The 17629-nt window shown below is 63.3% G+C and carries 24 protein-coding genes and 1 pseudogene; 22 read left to right on the forward strand and 3 right to left on the reverse strand.

The features are described from left to right. Positions 1-739: 739 nt before the first annotated feature. From ACWPV3_RS00910 to ACWPV3_RS00930, 5 genes are all read left to right on the forward strand, one after another. Positions 740-2053, forward strand: coding sequence for a hypothetical protein (locus tag ACWPV3_RS00910; protein ID WP_453976488.1), 1314 nt, complete (start codon positions 740-742; stop codon positions 2051-2053). Beyond that, positions 2053-2325, forward strand: coding sequence for a hypothetical protein (locus tag ACWPV3_RS00915; protein WP_453976489.1), 273 nt, complete (start codon positions 2053-2055; stop codon positions 2323-2325). The genes ACWPV3_RS00910 and ACWPV3_RS00915 overlap by 1 nt, the downstream gene beginning before the upstream one ends. 659 nt (positions 2326-2984) lie before the next feature. Further along, entirely contained in the window at positions 2985-3359 is a 375-nt protein-coding gene (locus ACWPV3_RS00920) for a hypothetical protein (RefSeq protein ID WP_453976490.1), read from the forward strand. Next, a complete protein-coding gene (locus tag ACWPV3_RS00925; protein WP_453976491.1) occupies positions 3352-4347 on the forward strand; it encodes a hypothetical protein in 996 nt (331 codons plus the stop codon). Before ACWPV3_RS00920 ends, ACWPV3_RS00925 begins: the two co-directional genes overlap by 8 nt. Before the next feature lie 87 nt (positions 4348-4434). After that, the gene (locus ACWPV3_RS00930) at positions 4435-5391 is read left to right on the forward strand and encodes a DNA cytosine methyltransferase (protein ID WP_453976492.1); all 957 of its coding nucleotides are present in this window, start codon (positions 4435-4437) and stop codon (positions 5389-5391) included. Here ACWPV3_RS00930 and ACWPV3_RS00935 read toward each other — a convergent pair. Then, positions 5388-6170, reverse strand: a complete 783-nt coding sequence (locus tag ACWPV3_RS00935) for an HNH endonuclease (protein ID WP_453976493.1) — start codon at positions 6168-6170, stop codon at positions 5388-5390. The two genes, ACWPV3_RS00930 and ACWPV3_RS00935, sit on opposite strands and share 4 nt — an antisense overlap. Positions 6171-6285: 115 nt before the next feature. Here ACWPV3_RS00935 and ACWPV3_RS00940 point away from each other — a divergent pair, with 115 nt between their 5' ends. After that, complete coding sequence (locus ACWPV3_RS00940) at positions 6286-6516, forward strand: DUF6626 family protein (RefSeq protein WP_453976494.1); 231 nt, start codon at positions 6286-6288, stop codon at positions 6514-6516. Next, positions 6513-6704, forward strand: a complete 192-nt coding sequence (locus tag ACWPV3_RS00945; RefSeq protein ID WP_453976495.1) for a hypothetical protein — start codon at positions 6513-6515, stop codon at positions 6702-6704. Before ACWPV3_RS00940 ends, ACWPV3_RS00945 begins: the two co-directional genes overlap by 4 nt. Before the next feature lie 131 nt (positions 6705-6835). Here ACWPV3_RS00945 and ACWPV3_RS00950 read toward each other — a convergent pair whose 3' ends face one another. Further along, positions 6836-7528, reverse strand: a complete 693-nt coding sequence (locus ACWPV3_RS00950) for a hypothetical protein (RefSeq protein ID WP_291539632.1) — start codon at positions 7526-7528, stop codon at positions 6836-6838. Between the two features lie 177 nt (positions 7529-7705). On the opposite strand from ACWPV3_RS00950, the gene ACWPV3_RS00955 reads away from it, so the two are divergent. From ACWPV3_RS00955 to ACWPV3_RS01005, 11 genes and pseudogenes are all read left to right on the forward strand, one after another. Beyond that, complete coding sequence (locus ACWPV3_RS00955) at positions 7706-8098, forward strand: hypothetical protein (protein WP_453976496.1); 393 nt, start codon at positions 7706-7708, stop codon at positions 8096-8098. Positions 8099-8439: 341 nt separating this feature from the next. Beyond that, positions 8440-8805 (forward strand): hypothetical protein, encoded by a 366-nt coding sequence (locus ACWPV3_RS00960; RefSeq protein ID WP_291539636.1) that lies wholly within the window; start codon positions 8440-8442, stop codon positions 8803-8805. Between the two features lie 80 nt (positions 8806-8885). Beyond that, complete coding sequence (locus ACWPV3_RS00965; protein ID WP_291539639.1) at positions 8886-9380, forward strand: hypothetical protein; 495 nt, start codon at positions 8886-8888, stop codon at positions 9378-9380. After that, positions 9377-9694: a hypothetical protein gene (locus ACWPV3_RS00970; RefSeq protein WP_453976497.1), complete on the forward strand. Its 318-nt coding sequence runs from the start codon at positions 9377-9379 to the stop codon at positions 9692-9694. Before ACWPV3_RS00965 ends, ACWPV3_RS00970 begins: the two co-directional genes overlap by 4 nt. Next, positions 9694-9840 (forward strand): hypothetical protein, encoded by a 147-nt coding sequence (locus ACWPV3_RS00975; RefSeq protein ID WP_291539642.1) that lies wholly within the window; start codon positions 9694-9696, stop codon positions 9838-9840. Before ACWPV3_RS00970 ends, ACWPV3_RS00975 begins: the two co-directional genes overlap by 1 nt. A 7-nt stretch (positions 9841-9847) precedes the next feature. Next, positions 9848-10153: a hypothetical protein gene (locus ACWPV3_RS00980; RefSeq protein WP_291539644.1), complete on the forward strand. Its 306-nt coding sequence runs from the start codon at positions 9848-9850 to the stop codon at positions 10151-10153. Next, positions 10147-10470, forward strand: coding sequence for a hypothetical protein (locus ACWPV3_RS00985; protein ID WP_291539647.1), 324 nt, complete (start codon positions 10147-10149; stop codon positions 10468-10470). Before ACWPV3_RS00980 ends, ACWPV3_RS00985 begins: the two co-directional genes overlap by 7 nt. Before the next feature lie 417 nt (positions 10471-10887). Further along, positions 10888-11298, forward strand: a pseudogene (locus tag ACWPV3_RS00990) (DUF72 domain-containing protein); the annotation flags it as partial. Between the two features lie 75 nt (positions 11299-11373). Beyond that, positions 11374-12435, forward strand: a complete 1062-nt coding sequence (locus ACWPV3_RS00995; protein ID WP_453976498.1) for an NAD(P)-dependent alcohol dehydrogenase — start codon at positions 11374-11376, stop codon at positions 12433-12435. Between the two features lie 128 nt (positions 12436-12563). After that, positions 12564-13289, forward strand: a complete 726-nt coding sequence (gene phbB / locus ACWPV3_RS01000) for an acetoacetyl-CoA reductase (RefSeq protein ID WP_292086670.1) — start codon at positions 12564-12566, stop codon at positions 13287-13289. 100 nt (positions 13290-13389) lie between these two features. Then, positions 13390-14112: a DUF4908 domain-containing protein gene (locus tag ACWPV3_RS01005; protein ID WP_453976499.1), complete on the forward strand. Its 723-nt coding sequence runs from the start codon at positions 13390-13392 to the stop codon at positions 14110-14112. Here the strand turns inward: ACWPV3_RS01005 and gloB are convergent. Beyond that, positions 14102-14830, reverse strand: coding sequence for a hydroxyacylglutathione hydrolase (gene gloB / locus ACWPV3_RS01010; RefSeq protein WP_453976500.1), 729 nt, complete (start codon positions 14828-14830; stop codon positions 14102-14104). The genes ACWPV3_RS01005 and gloB overlap by 11 nt on opposite strands. A gap of 47 nt (positions 14831-14877) precedes the next feature. Here gloB and ACWPV3_RS01015 point away from each other — a divergent pair, with 47 nt between their 5' ends. The 4 genes from ACWPV3_RS01015 (at position 14878) to ACWPV3_RS01030 (ending at position 17592) form a co-directional block, all read left to right on the forward strand. Next, a complete protein-coding gene (locus ACWPV3_RS01015) occupies positions 14878-15612 on the forward strand; it encodes a methyltransferase domain-containing protein (RefSeq protein WP_453976501.1) in 735 nt (244 codons plus the stop codon). Between the two features lie 74 nt (positions 15613-15686). Next, positions 15687-16208 carry a SixA phosphatase family protein gene (locus tag ACWPV3_RS01020; RefSeq protein WP_453976502.1) on the forward strand — a complete coding sequence of 174 codons (522 nt, stop codon included), beginning with the start codon at positions 15687-15689 and terminating at the stop codon, positions 16206-16208. Beyond that, positions 16205-16549, forward strand: coding sequence for a DUF952 domain-containing protein (locus ACWPV3_RS01025; RefSeq protein ID WP_453976503.1), 345 nt, complete (start codon positions 16205-16207; stop codon positions 16547-16549). Before ACWPV3_RS01020 ends, ACWPV3_RS01025 begins: the two co-directional genes overlap by 4 nt. Beyond that, entirely contained in the window at positions 16546-17592 is a 1047-nt protein-coding gene (locus tag ACWPV3_RS01030) for a quinone-dependent dihydroorotate dehydrogenase (protein WP_453976504.1), read from the forward strand. The genes ACWPV3_RS01025 and ACWPV3_RS01030 overlap by 4 nt, the downstream gene beginning before the upstream one ends. Positions 17593-17629: the final 37 nt, after the last annotated feature.

Here is a 17629-nt window from a genome sequence, read left to right on the forward strand (position 1 = left end):
GTCTGTCATCCATATCTGATGATTAACGAGAGGCTTCCAGACCCACTGATCGACATCTGTCAGAAGTATACCTTCTGCGAGACTGGAAACTGGCTGCGATCTGCTCACCCATTTCTGGACGGGGCGTCACTGGCGCACCCACCCGGTCGCTTGGCGACCATCAGAAAGTTGGGGTCTCGACCGAAGGACATCGGAAGCCTCCGCTGTCGAATGACGTGCTCGAACTGAAACGTAGCAGCCCAGCGATGTCGCCGACGCCTTCCGGCGCCGCCAGCAACTTCGAGATCGGCGAAGGCGGCCGATCTCTTCGTTGCCTTGCTTTCGCGTTGATCGGGGAAAGAGCCGGGTTCCTCGACCCCATCCAGTTCCCAATGGAGCGACTTGGCTTCGATAGGCCGAGCGGCCCTTCGCCGGGAGGCCGTGATCGAAGGCGAGGCGCCGTTGCGCGTAGCGCAGCGCAATGTATCCGCAAACAAGGATTGGAATGGCGCTCAAGCGCGTCACGCCAATCCTCTAAAGACCATTAGAGTAATGATGTGACGGGGTGCGCCCGTGACGGCCTCTTTCGATCATTCGAAACGCGATTAATAATGCAGTTCGGCCCATATCCGTTATAAGTAGAGATACAGCCGAAGGCATAGGGGTCTCGGCCCGGTTCTAATCTCTAATGCACAATCAGGATATTTACTACAGCAGCGCAGCATGTGGCGCTGGAAAGACGACGTGGGCGGTTCAACACATGGGGCGGACGCCCGGCCGCTACATCTACGCGGTGGATCGCACGGAGGAGTTTGACAGACGTCATAGCCTCATCGCGGAAGAAGCCGCTGAGGCCGGTCGCTTCATCGCCATCCGCTCGTTGTCCAGCAAGGCGGGCAATGTCGTCTCCCGCGACTTCCCGCTGATGATCGAACGCTCCAGCGACGAGGAGCATGTTGTCGTCATCATCACCCACGAGGCGATGAAGATGGTAGATCACTTCGTCGTCGAGGGGCGTGGCTGGTCAATCATCATCGACGAAGACCCAAAGGTCTGGTCCTCGGGATCGTTCGACCTTGGTGCCTCCACGCCGTTCTGGGAGGCGACCTACAATCTGGAGCCTTTCGCCAAGGGCTACTCCAAGCTGCTGGCCAAGGCCGACGCGCCCTCGTCTCGCGATCTTGCGGCCGACGACCTCACTCGGCCGGTCGCAGCGCTGCACAATCGAGTTCAACGCGGCGGCGCCGTCGTCAATCTGGAAGCATGGGAAGAACTCCAGCACCGCCAACGTCTGACCTACTTCAGCATCTGGGACGTGACTGAACTGGCGGTCTACGACCGAGCCGTGGTCCTCGCCAACAGCTTCACCAGTCTCATCACCTATCGGCTGACGACGGCGCTGCACGGCAACGTGTCGTGGAAGCCTCTTTCGATTGGACAGGGCCTCGCGTGGAAGGGCCGCGACCTGACGATCAACTACGTTGCGGACGATCACCGCGCCGGTTCGACCTTCTTCGGGGAAACGGATGCGGGCCGCCGAGCCGTTGCGGCATGGTCGAAGTGGGTTCGGGATAATGCCACCGCTGACCAGCATTACTGGGCGGTCAATAAGAGGCGGGGTGATCTCAGACTGCCGGGTGAGCAGGTCTCGCCCAAAATCGCAGGGTCGAACAAATACCGGTTCCTGACCGAGTGCTCGGTCCTCTACAGCGCCAAGGCCAGCGACGCGGAGAACAAGGTCTTCGCCGCAATGACGGGCGGACTGTTGGACTATGAGGCAGTTCGTCGAGATCGCGAATTCGAAGACCTGATCCAGATCGTCTTCCGGTCGTCCCTGCGTATGCCCGACGATGTTCGGCCGGTGACGGTCACGGTCTATGACAAAGAGCAAGCGACCTTCCTTGCCGACTACTTCAGGGCGGCGGGCTTTCCCTTCCGCACTTCGTTGAACTTCATCGACCTCGGACTGACCTACAAGAAGGCCAAACCCGGGCGGAAGGCCGATCCGTTGAAGGTGCCGAAGACGGCCGCTGAACGGGCGGCTGACTACCGTGCGCGGAAGGCGGCAGCGTGATGTCGCAGGAGGAGATCAACGCGATGTTGGCCGCAGCGCTGGACGATGCCCAAATGCGTCTTGATGTGCAGGAGAAGTGCATCGACATGCTGGTCGATCAGATCGAGGCCCTGAGCTACCGCATCAACGGCGCCGTGAGCGAAGCGGAGACCGCTCGACTTCACTACGCCGAGCAGCGGCGTCGGCTGGGGCTGACCATCGACGTTTCTGGGGGGAGTTTGCTGGGAGGGCAATTTGGAGTGGCTCATGAACCAGACGAGCCGCCCTGTTGACGGGGCGGCCTCTTCAAGACCGGCAAATCGGTCTCTGTCGGTTGAAGCGGTCCCAGATCAACGCCGCGCCGCTCTCGACCATGGCGCAATTGATCTCGACGCCTGATGTGTTGTGGCAGATCGCGGTCACTCTTTCGTAGCTCTGCCCAATGCGAATGCAGGTGATCCTACTTCCAGCCAGCCGAGTAAGGGCGGCTGTGCTCGCTGCGGCCGAGGCAGTCGGGCACGGGTGTCCCGGCGAACACGATCCGTCAGTCTCACGAGCGGCGATGGCGTGGAGCCGAACCCGCGTGCCGTCCTGACATCGAAGAGTGTCGCCGTCGTTCACATAGGCAACATCACAAGCGAAGTCGTAGGCCGGTCCAGACACCTGCGCCGACACCAAATCAGCCGAGCGAGGCCACATCAATGTGGTGATGAAGGCAAATCCGGCGATGAGGACGACAGCGCCCGCGAACTTCACTTTCGACCGCTTGTTCCGACTTTTCGGCGAGCGGCGGAAGCGCAAGACATTCGATCCCATTCTCATCGCCAGAGTTCACCACAGTCAGCGGAAACGTCCTCCTAACGGTCGAGCGAGACTGCCGACATCTTCGCCGATCTGGTTGACGGACTCAGCTTTCATGAGACCCTGAAACCTCCCCAGAAAAGGAGGTTGAATGGCACCGGAAGAAGCCCCGCTGCGATGTCTTGCTGTGCGCGCCAACGTTGACGAGGCGGGTGAGATCGACGGTCTCGAACTCGAAGTTTTCCTCAACGATGTCGCCGGGCCTCACCAGTGGATCAGCACGACCGAATGGCTGTTCATCAGCCCACCGGCGGAAGCTGACGGGGAGATCACCGTTCCCGTGGTGGTCCCTGAAGCAATCGCGATTAAGGCGATCCTGAACGACATCACCAACGAGCCACAGCGTATCGTCTTTGACCACTGCACCACCCCCGGCGAAACCCGGAAATGGCGCTGGGTTGCCTTCCAGACCGCACCAAACGCGCAAGGCCAAGGCCGCTTCCCATGGGAGCGCTTCAATGCGTGAGGGCGGGCTTCTGGGATGGAGCACCGACGCTCTGGTGAAGCTCGACGATGAAGTGCCGGGCATCTTGTCTCGCGTGCTCACGGCGGCTCCGGCGCGTCGTCAGGCGATCTTCGCTACGCTGGCGGCGCGTGAGGTAAAGGGCGGTGTTATCGAAGCCCACGCCGACCTCCTCCCGCACTCATTCGCAGAGGTCGTCCGCCATGGACGCGCGAAGGACATTCTGCGCCACGGCTTCGGTGACGTGCCGGATGGCCTCCCCGGTCTCCTGACGCAGATCGGGGAACGGCCGCTGCCTCGGGCCAAGGACTATCTCGCCCTCTACGACTTCCTCACCTGCGACGATGTGCGCGGTGCCGAGGCCCTACGCGCCTCCGGGCGGATCACCTGCCGGAAGCTGGAGGTCTTGCTCGCGCTCGATCCGCGATGGCGCCATGCCCACACACTCGACCGCATCGACTCCGGCGCCGAGGCCATGACGTTCAACAAGGCTGTGGCCTTTATCCAGTCCGTAAACTCGAAGGCATCTGGCGAGGTGGTAGCGGAAGCTATCGCCCGCATGGGGCCGACCTCCTCGCTGCCCAGACTGCTCGACCGATTCCTTCGCCGGGCGGACCGGTTGCCGCTTCACCCTGTGTCCGAGGGCGACAACGAACTCCGGCCGCTCGCCTCCATGCGTGACCTGCTGGAAGCTGGACGGAAATACCGGAACTGCCTCGCTCACCGTCTGGCCGACGTGGCGGCGGGGAAGATGGCTGTGGCCGAGTTTCGCAGCGAATGCCTTGTGGAATTCCGACCTATGACCCTTCGAAACCGCTGGCTTCTGCGCGAGGTCCACATCGACCGAAACCGCCCTGTCCCGCTGGCCCTGTTATCGGAGGTGGAGGCGAAGTGCGACCAGATCGGCATTCCTCGCATCGACGAAGCGGGCGGTGGCGATGGTTGGAAGAGCTACCGCCGATTCACCGGCGAACTGGAGTGGGCCGCATAAATGCCGCGACCGTTCCCTTTGTGTTCGACTTTCCCTCAAGCACGAGGCACATCTGCCTTGGTGCGCTTACGCGATTCGGGGTGAACCATGCGTCTTACATCAGTTGAAATGTGTGCGGGAGCGGGCGGTCAAGCTCTTGGCCTCGAACAGGCCGGTTTCGACCATTCGGCTGCTGTCGAAGTTGATAACTGGTGCTGCGAAACGCTCCGGCTGAATCGTCCAGAGTGGGGCGTGCACGAAGGCGATCTCGTAGAATTCGATGGTAGGCCGTTTAAGGGGGTCGATCTCCTCGCTGGAGGTCTGCCGTGTCCGCCGTTTTCAGTGGCTGGCAAACAGTTGGGTGAGCGAGACGAGCGCAACCTGTTTCCCACCGCGCTTCGTCTGGTGGACGAGATACGGCCGCGCGCAGTCATGATCGAGAATGTCCGTGGCTTTCTCGATGCAGTTTTCGAGGATTACCGAGAACACCTTCGGACACAACTGACTAAACTTGGATACACCACGGAGTGGCGCCTCCTAAACGCATCTGATTTCGGCGTCCCGCAACTCCGCCCCCGCGTTGCAATCATTGCGCTTAAGTCCGAAATCGCAGACCGGTTTGAGTGGCCCGCTGTCGATGCTCACAACCCTCCGACTGTCGGCGACACGCTCTACGATTTGATGTCGTCAAATGGGTGGCGTGGCGCGAAAAAGTGGAAGGAAGGGGCCAATGAGATCGCGCCAACTTTGGTGGGCGGGTCAAAGAAGCATGGCGGCCCAGACCTTGGCCCCACCCGCGCCAAAAAGGCTTGGGCATCTCTTGGCGTCGATGGCATGGGCATCGCTGACGCTGCTCCTGCGCGCGACTTCGTTGGCACCCCCCGCCTAACGGTCGAGATGGTGGCGAGGATTCAAGGATTTCCGAATGACTGGAAGTTCGCTGGCAGAAAAACTGCTGCATATCGGCAAGTAGGCAATGCCTTCCCGCCGCCAGTCGCCAAGGCAGTTTCCTCGCAGATCGCTGCTGTCCTCAACCAATCAGTTGTGCACAGAGCTTACGGTTAAGCCGGGCGGGACTGCCGGTTCGCGCGCTCAAATTCCTTGATTAAGAATTTATGATTGTCAGGAAGCGGTTTCCACTCGCGCAGTGTGTAAGCCGCTTCCCATTTTCCATTGGGATTCTTGTGCCGCGTAGCAGCGATCTCATACCCGATAACCGGATATCGCAGTTCCCGAAGACGTTTCTGCCAATCCTCTTGAAAGTCGTCCGCGTTAGCGACGAACTGAAGAAGCCAAGCTGGCGTAGGGCTACCTTCGTAGATGCGAAGGGTCTCCGAAATACGTTCGTAAACACTGTCCTTGGCGAGGATGCGGGTCATCTCCTCGTCGTTGAACGTCGCGAAGAAATCCCGCTTTCCTCCGTTGCAAAGGCCACAGATGGCCCAGAGGTTTTCCTCAACCGTAAGGCCGCCCCAGTTGCGCGGAATTTTGTGGTCAATCTCAAGTTTGATGTCGTCATCCGCTATCGTTCGGCCGCACATCTGACATTTGCCATGCGCGGCGTGCAGTAGCTTCGCCCGTAAGGCAGAACTGATCTGGCCGCCGTCAGATAGCCCTTCCAGACGCTCGCCCTCATAGACGTAGACGGCCCTCCCGCCGACCCTGCGTAGCGGCACCTTGTGCGTGTAGCGAAGCTCCCTCACCCGTTTGTCGAGGTGCTGTTGGACATCGAGATCGGCGATCTGATCTCTTATATCGTAGATGGTCAGACCGGCGGGATTTGCCTTCAGCAGGTCGAGGATTTTGTGGTGTATCGCACCAAGCTTCTTCGCCGCAGTCGCCATGAGAAATCCAAACCCGATTCGGCGTTAACCTTAATCTGGGTTTGGTCGAGAAGGAATGGAATGGCGGAACGCGAAACCTCGATCTGGATAAATACCGGAAACGAAAGCCTCCGGTATGGACATCTATCAGCACTTTTTCGAACGCGGCCTGACCGACTCTCAACGACACTTCAGCAGCGCATGGCTGGGTCGAGCCGAAAACTACATCTGCCTTCGATCTGGCCGAGGCCCTTCAGCCGACGCGCTAATCGACCTTTTCCAGACCCTCTGGCGGGAAGGTCGTCTGATGCTCGCGGCAAGGGTCGCTTGGTCGGTGCTGTGGTTGAAGCCGGAGGCACGGCGATGAACGGCGATGATCTGCTGTTCGGCGTGGACGATCTGGAAGGCTATAAACGGGGAGAACTGCCGGAGGGGTGGCTGTCTGACCAGCATGACCTGTTGGAGGCACGATGTCGCGCCCATACGGCCAAGCTCGAAAAGCTCCTCGCCTCGGCGCCCCCGGCGGTAGTCGCGCGCTTTGACGAGCCGATCTGAAGGACCCGACCGAGGATGACGCTCAGTCGCCAAAGTGGTCGGGGTCTGGGAAGAGCGACTGAATCCTCGCCGCGAGGGTTGCGTGGACGATCCGGTCGGAGGACCGTTCAGATGGATAATGATTGTGCGGATCACGCGGCTGGCGGCATCATTGGCATATCTGCTTCATAGTCGCCCACCTCGGCTCTCTCGCGCCATCGCTTCTCATCCTTAAACAAGTTTCTCAATGCGGCAGCAATGGCGTTCTTTGCAGCTAACATCGTGTGATATTGCTCATCGCGATCAGCGAATGACTTAATCCAAGGCAGGCCGATTTCAAGAAAAACAGCCTTTGTCTCTAGCTCGATGTTTCGGGTGAACGCTTCGACTTCCTGATCTGTGGGATCGTTCCATTGAGGATCATACAGATAGCATAAGTCTTTGAAGCGCATCTCGCCGGTGGTGCGGAAAGCTTTGCGCGTCAGGATGTCGCTGGCGCGTCGCCACCGCTCCTGCTCCTTCCAGCCGGAAATGAGTCCGAGGGCAACGCCGAGCGGCGGCAGAGTATCGGATGTGGATTGATGCTCAATCTCATCGCCCCGAGGTGGGTAGCCGCCTTCAAGATACCCGCGAAGGGTGGTCGCATTGTCCCTGAACAGTAGCAGATAGTCATACCGCCAGCGCCGCTGCTTCCCGACCTTGATGAACGGGGGAATTTTCGAGGCGTCGTTGGTGGCCGTGTGGTGCTCAAAGCGCCGCGCAAGGGTTCGCTGGCTAATGCCGAGCACGTCGCAGACGTTAGATTGTCCCAGCAGGTCCGTGGGGAAATAGGTTCTCGCGGCCATGCCTGACCTGATCAACCCGCAGTTAACGCCCCGTTAACAACAGAAAAGCCGCCAGTGTCATAGTTTGGCATAGTTTTCGCCGTTGCTGTCATATGGCAATGGCGCGCGTGTATTTGTGAGTATCCACCCACCGAAGAGCAACGCCAGATCGGCGAAGCAGAAATGATGGGAGATACGATGAAATACTTTTTTCACTACGCCGATGGCATTGCCGGTATCAACATTGATGACATGGGTCGCCTGCCTTCGGGTCGTGCGTGGTTTCACATCAAAGAACCCTGCGCTCCTGAAATCGGCAAGCGCGTTGCGTCTGCGTATGCAGATGATCAGGTTATCACTCAATGGGTTTTTGACGGACATCCGTCCGGTGAGCCGCTGTTTGTCTGGACTTCAACGCCGCGTCCTAGCGCAGAAGATGAACGGTTCATGGGTCGGGAAATCGACCGGCTGACGGGTGTCAAGATCACGCCCGAACCTCAAGCATCCGCTGCTGATTTCGAGAGAATCAATAGGGCCGCCCTGAAGCGTGCTCGGAAGGCAATGAAGCGGCGTGAAGGGACGGTGGCGTAATGAGCGGACGCGAAGCATATGCCGTTGTCTCGCGCGAGCGTGGCGATGACGGGCGAAAGCAGCCGCACGTCCAAATCACCTGCGCTGACTGTCGCGCCCACGATTACCTTGTGATTAGCGGCGCCTCTGCGCCCCCGGCAGTCGCCAACCAAGCGTTTCGGCGACGCGGTTGGAGTGTCGGCCACTCCCGAACCCACGACCTCTGTCCGAAGTGCAACCCGCGCTTCGGAAAGGCCAAAGCCCATCGGGCGGTCGCCAATCTCGCTGTCGTAGTGCCGCTGCCGCCGGTCAATCCGCCGCAAAGTCCGCAACCTGTTTCCAACAACAAAGGAGTCGAACCAATGCCCCGCCTCGTCACCAACAACCCTCGCCCAGAAGTGCGTCAGCCGACCCGTGAAGACCGCCGCCGCGTGCTGGATGAAATCACCGCCTGCTACACAGACATTGGATACGCCGGAGATGCTTCCGACGCCACTGTTGCGGCGAAGCTCGATGTGCCCCGCGTATGGGTTAGCGACATCAGAGACGAATTCTTCGGCCCGGATCAGAACGAGGCCACCGTCGTCTTCCGCGCCGATGTGGAGAAGCTGATCCGACTGGGCCGCAGCCTCGAAGATCGAGCCATGACCCTCGCAGCCGAAGGCGAGGCCCTGCGTCAGGAAGCTGAGCGCATCGCCAACCTCGCCATAGACCGGAGGGTCGCGTGATGCCCACCCGTGCTGCGACCGTCTCAATCGCGTTTTCTAAGCGCTGAATGAAGCCGATAAACCAAGGAGTGATAACGATCATGACCCCCGCCGACGAAATCCTGCTGACCACGATCCTTCGCCGAATGCTCGTCGCAAATGACGACACCGCGATCCTCGCCGACGCTCGCGGCCTTCAGCGCAAAGTCGTGGGCTTGGGCTTGGACCCCCATAAAATGTCTACGACTTTTGCCGCTGGCTATGGGCGGTATGAACTTCTCACCGGGGCGATCAGCGAGCGCGACGGCGCGCGATCAGTCGCGCGGATGTGGGAGAAGACGGCCGAAAAAACTCTCAAGACGCTGGCAGATAGCCGGGGCGGTCAGCCACCTGAGGGCTACACATGGCGTTGGTCAACCGAGAGCATGGACACCCAAGAAGAGGTGACTGATCGCTGGTCCAAGCGTCTCCAGTGGGAGGTCAAACAGATCATCCGCCGCAACGGCGAACTCCATGCGGACAAGGCCAAGCTGGAAGATCAGGTCGCCTACCTTAAGGCGGCGCTGGCCCATGTGACCGGGAAGGAAGCCGCATGACCGGCGACGAAATGGAAGCCGCTCGGGCTGCGATGTCGCAGCCGTCGAAGGTCCACTTGTGGCTGGTCAACAACCACGAAGTCTATTGGGAGCAGCTTGACGCGCTGCTTCCGAACCGGTGCTTCGTGCCGCCCAAAGATCATGGGAGCCAGCCTCTCATGGCGGTCTACGTTCCTGAATATTCGGTCCCGATTGGGATGCGGATTTTCGCTGACGACGACATCAGCGACGGTTTGCCTCCGAACGTATTGAGCATGTGGGACGAGCACACATGCCGCAAGAACTACGGGCCTTGGCCGTGGGAGACCGCGTGATGGAAGACGTGTTCCAAGCCATCCGCGCGATGGCCGAACAGCAAGTTCGGGGAGCGGACAGCCGCAAACGATCTGCCATCGCTAAAGCCGCTTGGGCACGTCGCAAGGCGAACCTCGGGCGCGCGTCGCAAACTCGTCAGGACTGAAAACATCATGGCCAACGCATACGTTTCGGCTGAAACCATCACGCTCGGCGAGGTCATCCATTTGGCCATCGAGCAAGGCTACACCATCGATGTTACCCACAAGGACGGCAGCGGTCGCCCGGTGATGATCAGCCTCCTATCCTCCGATGGAGAGGATTGGTGTCGCGAGATGTCGGAAGAGAAATCGGCGAATGGCAAGACCCACATCGGGAGCATGGGCGACCCGCGTCTCGCCAATCTGAACATGGTCGAGGAAGGGTCAGAGGATTACAACATCGTCTGTCATGGCCACTCAGAAGGGGTCGAGTGGTGATCCCCTTCCGCGACATCACCGGCAATCCGGTCGAACTGGCTAAGAGCAAACGCAGAGCCACCAAAGCCAAAGAACCCGGATGGTGGGGAGAGTTCGAAGGCGAGGTGTTCCAAGCGGACAATGGTTTGAGCCGGTGGGCCGTGATCTGGAAGCAGCAGGTCCACCCGGAAGGCTACGACCGGATCAGCTTCTACCGGACCAAGGACGATGCCGTTCAAGGCTGGGGGAAGGTCCACCGCGAAAACTTTGCGAGTTGGAATCCCAGCGCGCAATTCCATCTGGTCAAGCTGACCAAAGATCGCTCGGTGAAAAGCTGAGGATGGTCGTCTTCCCGACATCTGCTGACAGGATTTCGTCTTCGGGTGATCGACCTGCTGATCCTCGTTGGAACATATCCTCCAACGGCGTTCGCCCCCGGCCTTCCGTTAGCCGCGAAGAATGGCTCTCAGCGCGTCTCTGAAGGCACGGAACGGGTTGATCGTGGTCGTGAGCCAGAACGCCCATGAGAGGCCTGTGCGCGGCTCTCTGGGGTATTTGGAGGGTCGCGGCCAACGGTCAACGAGTGAAGGTCTGCGAAACGATTGGCGGGCGTCCTCGACAGCCGTCTTGTTCTAGCGCTCGCGCTGGTAAGCCTCATAGAGAGCGGCATAACACCGAAGACCAGCATACTGGGTCCGGTCTCAACCCGCCTGAAAGCGCTGTTTTTCTTGACGCTGCTAATAGTATTTCATGTCATGGGCACGAAGAAGTTCGATGCCGAGGATTTCGAGGGCTTTCTGAAACTGTTGCCGCCCGAGAAGGACGGAGTGCGGCTGCGTCATGCGCTGGAGGTCAGGAACCCCACCTTCGCCACCGAGCAGTTCCATGACCTGGCCCGAAAATATGGGGCGGCCATCGTCTATGCGGTGGACGACGAGGAGCCGACCTGGCCCCAGATCGACGAGGAAACATCTGACTTTCGATACGCCCGCCTGATGTCCAGCCGCGAGGACGAGCCGACCGGCATGACCGGCGCCGAACTGGACGCCGTGGCGGATCAAGCCCGCGGCTGGGCCAAACGCGGCGAGGTCTTCGCCTATTTCATCTCGGGGGCCAAGGTGCGGAACCCGGCGGCGGCCCAGGCGCTGATCGCCAAGCTGAAATAGGCCGAACCGCCTTGCGCCCGTTCAGCCGGCGGCGCATCCAGGCCTTGCCGCCCGTCCCAATTTGAAGGACTTCCCATGCCGATCGCCACACGCGCCTTCGCCGCGACCGCCGCCGACAAACCACTGACGCCCTACAGTTTCGAGCGTCGCGATCCGGGCCCGGACGATGTGCTGATCGACGTCAAATACTGCGGCGTCTGCCATTCCGACCTGCACGCCGCGCGCAGCGAGACCGGCCGATCCACCTATCCCCTGGTGCCGGGCCACGAGATCGCGGGCGTGGTCAAGGCGGTGGGATCGAACGTCACCCGTTTCAAGGAAGGCGACCGCGTCGGCGTCGGCTGCATGGTCGACAGCTGCCGCGAGTGCGCCTCCTGCCAGGAAGGCGTCGAGCAATATTGCGTCCCCGGCTTCACCGGCACCTATGGCGGCAAGGACAGGAAGGGCGGCACGGCCGAGCCGATCACCCAGGGCGGCTATTCCGACCACATCACCGTCGATCAGCATTTCGTCCTGTCCATCCCCGACAACCTGCCGCTGGATGCGGCCGCGCCCCTGCTGTGCGCGGGCATCACCACCTATTCGCCGCTGAAGGAATGGAAGATCGGGCCGGGATCGAAGGTCGCGGTCATCGGCCTGGGCGGTCTGGGCCATATGGCGGTCAAGCTGGCGGCGGCCATGGGGGCGGAGGTGACGGTGCTGTCCACCTCGGACCGCAAGAAGGCGGACGCCGAGCGGATGGGCGCCAAACACTTCCTGATCAACTCCGACAAGGACGCGATGAAGGCGGCGGCCGAAAAATTCGACCTGATCATCAACACGGTTTCGGCGACGCACGAGATCGCCAGCCATGTTCAGTTGCTGGCCCGCGACGGGACCATGATCATGCTGGGCCTGACGACCGAGGGCCTGCCGGTCTTCGCCCTGCCCCTGCTGTGGCGGCGGCGGCGCATCGCTGGCTCGCTGATCGGCGGCATCCGCGAGACGCAGGAGATGCTGGATTTCTGCGCCGAGCACGGGATCGTTTGCGACATCGAAACCATCGCGCCCGATCAGATCAACCAAGCCTACGAGCGGATGCTGAAGTCCGACGTGCGCTATCGCTTCGTCATCGACATGGAGAGGCTGGCCGCCTGACGGACCGGAAGGCGACGGGAGCGTGAAACTTCCGCCGCGTCAGATTCACGCCTTGCGCGCGCCGCCTCGCGAGTTAATCCTGAACATCGACAAGGCCCGCAAAGGGCCGGCAAGGGACAGGAGACGACATGGCGCGCGTGGCTTTCGTAACGGGCGGAACCCGGGGCATCGGCAAGGCGATCGTCCAGCGGCTGCATGAGGACGGCTTCCAGGTCGCCGCCGGCTATTCCGGCAACGACGAGGCGGCCCAGGCGACGGCCAAGGCCCTGGGGGTCATGGTCGTGAAGGGCAATGTCGGCAGCTTCGACGACTGCGCCCGCGCCGTGGGCGTCGTGGAGGCCGAACTGGGGCCGATCGACATCCTGGTCAACAACGCCGGCATCACCCGCGACGGCTTCTTCCACAAGATGAGCCACGACCAGTGGTCCGACGTCATCCGCGTCAATATGGACAGTGTCTTCAACATGACCCGCCAGGTCATCAACGGCATGCGCGACCGGGGCCACGGGCGGATCGTCAACATCTCCTCGATCAACGGTCAGAAGGGTCAGATCGGCCAGACCAACTATTCCGCCGCCAAGGCCGGGATGATCGGCTTCACCAAGGCGCTGGCGCTGGAGAATGCGCGCAAGGGCGTGACCGTGAACTGCATCGCGCCCGGCTATATCGACACCGAAATGGTGGGCGCCATGGATCCCAAGGTGCTGGACTCCATCGTCAGCCAGATTCCCGTCGGCCGCCTGGGCAAGGGCGAGGAGATTGCCGACATGGTGTCCTGGCTGGTGGGGGAGCGTGCCGGATATGTCACAGGCTGCACCCTGTCGCTGAACGGCGGTCAGTACCTGGTGGGTTGAGGCGACCTTCGCCCAAAATCCGCCGCGCGCGGCTTTCATCCGTTCTTCCATGAAGTTGACGGGATCGGTCAGGGCGAAAAAATCGCCGCTCCTGACCGCGATGGCGTTCGTCGCCGTCGCGGGGGGCGCCAGCCTGTGCGCCGTCGCGCCCGTCCTGGTTCCAACCGAAAGCCAGGCCCAGACCCGTCGCAGCCTGCCGCCCTCGGCCCGCTATGTCGCGGGAACGGGTCAGGGGTTCACCCTGGATGTGACGGGGGCCCGGCCTCTGCTGCGGTTCGACCGCTCGACCGAGATCTGGGTGCTGCGTCCCACGCCCGCCCCGCGCGGCGACATCATCTATCGCAACGACAACGGCGATCAGGTTCTGCGGGTCACGGCGGACGGCGGCCTGACCCTTTACACCACCACGGCGCCGCAAGGCTCGCCGGTGTCCCAGGCGGGCGAGGCCGCGCCCCTGGCGTCGCCGGGCCTGACGCCGATGCAGATGTGGAACTACATCGTCCGACAGAGCGACCGGGCCAGCCGCACCCTGGGCCGGCTGGTGGTGGTGGACGTGGACATCCAGCCGGGGTCAGAGGCCGTGGCGGCCGACGCCCTGTCGACGGCCATCGACGCCGTGGCCCGCATGGCGCGCTCGCCCAATCTGCGACGCGAGGCCGACAAGATCCGCCGCATCGAAGTGTCGGACCAGGGCCGCGTCAGCCAGTCCAGCTTCCGAAACGGCACGCTGCGGATCATCATCGAGCCCGGCGCCGGGGTCGCGGGCCGGCCGTCCTCGGCCCGCATCGTGCGTTTGGTCGCCGACGACGTGCTCAGCCGCTGAAGCCGTCCTTGGCCGCCCGGCGCGCGGCGAATTCCTCGGCGCTCGTCGCCGTCAGGAAGGGGTTGAACCGCAGCTCTACGTCCAGTCGCGTCGGCACCGTGGGTTCGCCCCGGTCACGCGCCGCGAAGATCGCCTCGGCATGGGCGCGGGTCTCGGGCCGGTCGTCCAGGCTGAGGGTGAAGCGGGCGTTCGAGGCCGTATATTCGTGGGCGCACCACAGCACGGTCCGATCAGGCCAGGCCTTCAACCGCTGCAGGCTGTCAAACATCTGTTCGGCCGTGCCCTCGAACAGGCGGCCGCAGCCCAGGGCGAACAGGGTGTCGCCGACGAAGGCCAGGTCGTCCGCCGCCGAGCGATAAACGACGTGACCCAGGGTGTGACCCGGCGTCGCCGTGACCTGGAACTGGGTGTCGCCGACCTGGACGAGGTCGCCGTCCCCGACCGCCCGGTCCAGGGGGGCGACGCGGGCGACCTCTTCCGGCCCGATGATTTCACAGCCTGTTTCGGCCTTGAGCCGTGCATTGCCCTCGGTATGGTCGGGGTGCCAGTGGGTGTTCAGGATCAGATCCAGCCGGCCCCAGCCCAACCCTTGAAGCGCGTGGAGAATCCGGTCGGCGTCGGGCGTATCGACCGTGGCGACCACGCCGGTCGCCGCATCGCGGATCAGAAAGCCGTAGTTGTCGCTGCGGCACGGGAACAGATGGACATCCAGGGTCATGGCGGCATCCTAGCAGGACCGACGATCCCCGGCCTATAGTGGCGACCATGCGGCGCAGCATCGACGAGCTTCGGACCTTCTACGGCGAGCCGACCGGCGCCCTGGCGCGGCGGCTGCTGGCCCGGCGGCTGGAGGACGCCTGGGGCGAGGCGACCAACTGCGACGTGCTGGGCCTGGGTTACGCGACCCCGTGGCTGGACGCCTTCGTCGGCGCGCGGCGCGTGGTCGCGGCCATGCCGGGCGGCCAGGGTGTCGAACAATGGCCGACCGTGGGACGCAACCGCACCCTGCTGGTGGACGACCGCCGCCTGCCCTTCGTCGCCGGCGCCTTCGACCGCATTCTTTTGGTCCATGCGCTGGAAGAGGCCGACGATCCGGCGGTGCTGCTTCTGGAAGCCGTGCGGGCGCTGGCGCCCACCGGTCGGATCATCCTGGCGGCGGCGGCGCGCGGCGGCCTGTGGGCGCGGGCGGACAACACCCCCTTCGGCCACGGTCGGCCCTTCACTCGTCGCCAGTTGGAGCGGCTGGTGCGCGAGGCTGGGCTGGAGCCCGTGGCCTGGTCCCAGACCCTGTATGCGCCGCCGTGGGAGCCGCTGCTGCCCCTGGCCGACGGGTTCGAACAGATCGGCCGCCATGTCGCGCCAGGCGCGGCGGGGCTGATCCTGCTGGAGGCCACGCGCCAGGCCTATGCCCGCATCCGACCCAGCGGCCAGGCCCAGCGGGTCGCCAAGCCCGCCCTGACGCCACAGCCGGTCGCCCAGACCGCCGCACCCCCGGACTGAGTCCTCTGGATTGACGCGGAGTTGTGCGCCGTCCCATCTGTTCGGCGAAGGCGAACCGCCTTATGGCGAGGGTCATGCACCGACTGATCCTGATGCGCCACGCCCAGGCCCAGCCTTCGGCCCCCGCCGGCGGGGACGAGGCGCGCGCCCTGTCTGAAACGGGCCTGCGCGACGCCGCCCTGATGGGACGCGCCCTGGCCGAACGCGGCCTGCGCCCAGACCTGGCCCTGGTCTCGACCGCGACGCGCACGCGCCAGACCTGGGCCCAGATGCACGACGCCCTGGGCGATGTGGAGGTGCGCGACGAGCCCGCCCTGTACAACGCCTCGGCCGACACCCTGCGCCGGTTCGTGGAGAACAGCGAGGAAGAGGCCGGCTGCCTGCTGATCCTGGCGCACAATCCGGGCGTCCATGTTCTGGCGGTCGAATATCTGACGGAAAGCGCCGCCTCGCCCGCCGTGACCGACCGGCTGGCGGGCGGGTTTCCGACGGGGGCGGCGGCCGTCTTCACCGTCGATGTGGCGGGACGCTGCGCCTATGAAGGCTTCCTGACGCCCCAATCCTTGGGCCCCCAGTTCTTGAGCGACGCCGGATGACCGAGATCGCCTACAAGATCGTGGACGCGGCCGAATGGCGCGCGGCCGTCGCCGAGGGCCGCTACGAGGGCGCGCCGGTCGATCTCGCCGACGGCTACATCCATATGTCGACCCAGGATCAGCTGGCCGAGACGGCGCTAAAGCATTTCGCCGGGCGGTCGGACCTGCTGCTGCTGAGCGTGGACCTGAGCCGCTTCGAAGACGAACTGGTGTGGGAGCCGTCGCGCGGCGGGGCCTTGTTTCCACATCTGTATGCGCCCCTGCCCGTCGCGGCGGTCACGGCGTCGCGCGCCTTTTCCGTGACGGTCGAAGGCGAGATGCGGTTCGAGGACGGTCGATGAGCGTGATCGATCTGGGCGGCGCCCTGCTGCGCCGGATGGACCCGGAACAGGCCCACCGCCTGGCGATCAAGGGACTGTCGGTCCTGCCGTTGCCGCCCGCGCGCGCCGACGATCCGATCCTGCGCACCCGGCTGGCGGGTCTGGACCTGCCCAATCCGGTCGGCCTGGCCGCCGGGCTGGACAAGAACGGCGAGGCGCTGCGCGGCCTGTCGCGGCTGGGGTTCGGGTTCGTGGAATGCGGCTCGGTCACGCCGCGGCCCCAGCCCGGCAATCCCCGGCCCCGCCTGTTCCGCCTGAGCGAGGACCGGGCGATCATCAACCGGATGGGTTTCAACAACGCCGGCCTGGACGCCTTCGCCGCCCGGTTGGATCGGCGCCCGTCCGGCGTCGTCGTCGGCGCCAATCTGGGGGCCAACAAGGACACGGAGGACAAGGCGGCGGACTATGTCGCGGGTCTGACCAGGCTGGCCGGCCGCGCCTCCTATTTCACCGTCAACATCTCTTCGCCCAATACGCCGGGCCTGCGCGCGCTTCAGGGCCGCGCGCAGTTGGACGATCTGCTGGGCCGCATCGACGCCGCCCGCCCCGCCGCAGCCCCCCGGCGCGTGCCCGTCTTCCTGAAGATCGCGCCCGACCTGATCGCCGACGAGATCGGCATGATCGTGGAGGCGTCGCTGGCCCACCAGATCGACGGCCTCATCGTGTCCAACACCACGCTGGAACGGCCCGAGACCTTGCGTTCGCCCCAGGCGCAGGAAGCCGGCGGCCTGTCGGGCGCGCCGATCCGCCCCTTCGCCGAAAAGGCCCTTCGCGCCGCCGCCGAGGCCGCCCAAGGTCGCCTGCCGCTGATCGCGGTCGGCGGCGTCGACAGCGGGGCCGAGGCCTACGCCCGCATCCGGCTGGGCGCGACGGCGGTGCAGATCTATTCCGCCCTGATCTACCAAGGGGCGGGCCTGGTCGGCCGCATCAAGCGCGATCTGGCGGATCGTCTGCGCGCCGACGGTTTTTCCGCCGTGTCCGAGGCGGTCGGCGCCGCCCGTTGACGGAGCGTTAGTCACCCCTGCGCACAATGTTCGAAGG

Source organism: Brevundimonas sp. Marseille-Q4549, assembly GCF_976940555.1.

Bases quoted from the DNA above. Each gene is read 5' to 3' on its own strand.
- ACWPV3_RS00980 (WP_291539644.1), top strand. From the start codon at position 9,848: ATGGCCAACGCATACGTTTCGGCTGAAACCATCACGCTCGGCGAGGTC.
- ACWPV3_RS01020 (WP_453976502.1), top strand. From the start codon at position 15,687: ATGCACCGACTGATCCTGATGCGCCACGCCCAGGCCCAGCCTTCGGCC.
- ACWPV3_RS00915 (WP_453976489.1), top strand. From the start codon at position 2,053: ATGTCGCAGGAGGAGATCAACGCGATGTTGGCCGCAGCGCTGGACGAT.
- ACWPV3_RS00935 (WP_453976493.1), bottom strand. From the start codon at position 6,170: ATGGCGACTGCGGCGAAGAAGCTTGGTGCGATACACCACAAAATCCTC.
- ACWPV3_RS01005 (WP_453976499.1), top strand. From the start codon at position 13,390: ATGGCGTTCGTCGCCGTCGCGGGGGGCGCCAGCCTGTGCGCCGTCGCG.
- gloB (WP_453976500.1), bottom strand. From the start codon at position 14,830: ATGACCCTGGATGTCCATCTGTTCCCGTGCCGCAGCGACAACTACGGC.
- phbB (WP_292086670.1), top strand. From the start codon at position 12,564: ATGGCGCGCGTGGCTTTCGTAACGGGCGGAACCCGGGGCATCGGCAAG.
- ACWPV3_RS00940 (WP_453976494.1), top strand. From the start codon at position 6,286: ATGGACATCTATCAGCACTTTTTCGAACGCGGCCTGACCGACTCTCAA.
- ACWPV3_RS00920 (WP_453976490.1), top strand. From the start codon at position 2,985: ATGGCACCGGAAGAAGCCCCGCTGCGATGTCTTGCTGTGCGCGCCAAC.
- ACWPV3_RS00950 (WP_291539632.1), bottom strand. From the start codon at position 7,528: ATGGCCGCGAGAACCTATTTCCCCACGGACCTGCTGGGACAATCTAAC.
- ACWPV3_RS01025 (WP_453976503.1), top strand. From the start codon at position 16,205: ATGACCGAGATCGCCTACAAGATCGTGGACGCGGCCGAATGGCGCGCG.
- ACWPV3_RS00955 (WP_453976496.1), top strand. From the start codon at position 7,706: ATGAAATACTTTTTTCACTACGCCGATGGCATTGCCGGTATCAACATT.
- ACWPV3_RS00960 (WP_291539636.1), top strand. From the start codon at position 8,440: ATGCCCCGCCTCGTCACCAACAACCCTCGCCCAGAAGTGCGTCAGCCG.
- ACWPV3_RS00965 (WP_291539639.1), top strand. From the start codon at position 8,886: ATGACCCCCGCCGACGAAATCCTGCTGACCACGATCCTTCGCCGAATG.
- ACWPV3_RS01015 (WP_453976501.1), top strand. From the start codon at position 14,878: ATGCGGCGCAGCATCGACGAGCTTCGGACCTTCTACGGCGAGCCGACC.
- ACWPV3_RS00995 (WP_453976498.1), top strand. From the start codon at position 11,374: ATGCCGATCGCCACACGCGCCTTCGCCGCGACCGCCGCCGACAAACCA.
- ACWPV3_RS00945 (WP_453976495.1), top strand. From the start codon at position 6,513: ATGAACGGCGATGATCTGCTGTTCGGCGTGGACGATCTGGAAGGCTAT.
- ACWPV3_RS01030 (WP_453976504.1), top strand. From the start codon at position 16,546: ATGAGCGTGATCGATCTGGGCGGCGCCCTGCTGCGCCGGATGGACCCG.
- ACWPV3_RS00930 (WP_453976492.1), top strand. From the start codon at position 4,435: ATGCGTCTTACATCAGTTGAAATGTGTGCGGGAGCGGGCGGTCAAGCT.
- ACWPV3_RS00910 (WP_453976488.1), top strand. From the start codon at position 740: ATGGGGCGGACGCCCGGCCGCTACATCTACGCGGTGGATCGCACGGAG.
- ACWPV3_RS00925 (WP_453976491.1), top strand. From the start codon at position 3,352: ATGCGTGAGGGCGGGCTTCTGGGATGGAGCACCGACGCTCTGGTGAAG.
- ACWPV3_RS00970 (WP_453976497.1), top strand. From the start codon at position 9,377: ATGACCGGCGACGAAATGGAAGCCGCTCGGGCTGCGATGTCGCAGCCG.
- ACWPV3_RS00975 (WP_291539642.1), top strand. From the start codon at position 9,694: ATGGAAGACGTGTTCCAAGCCATCCGCGCGATGGCCGAACAGCAAGTT.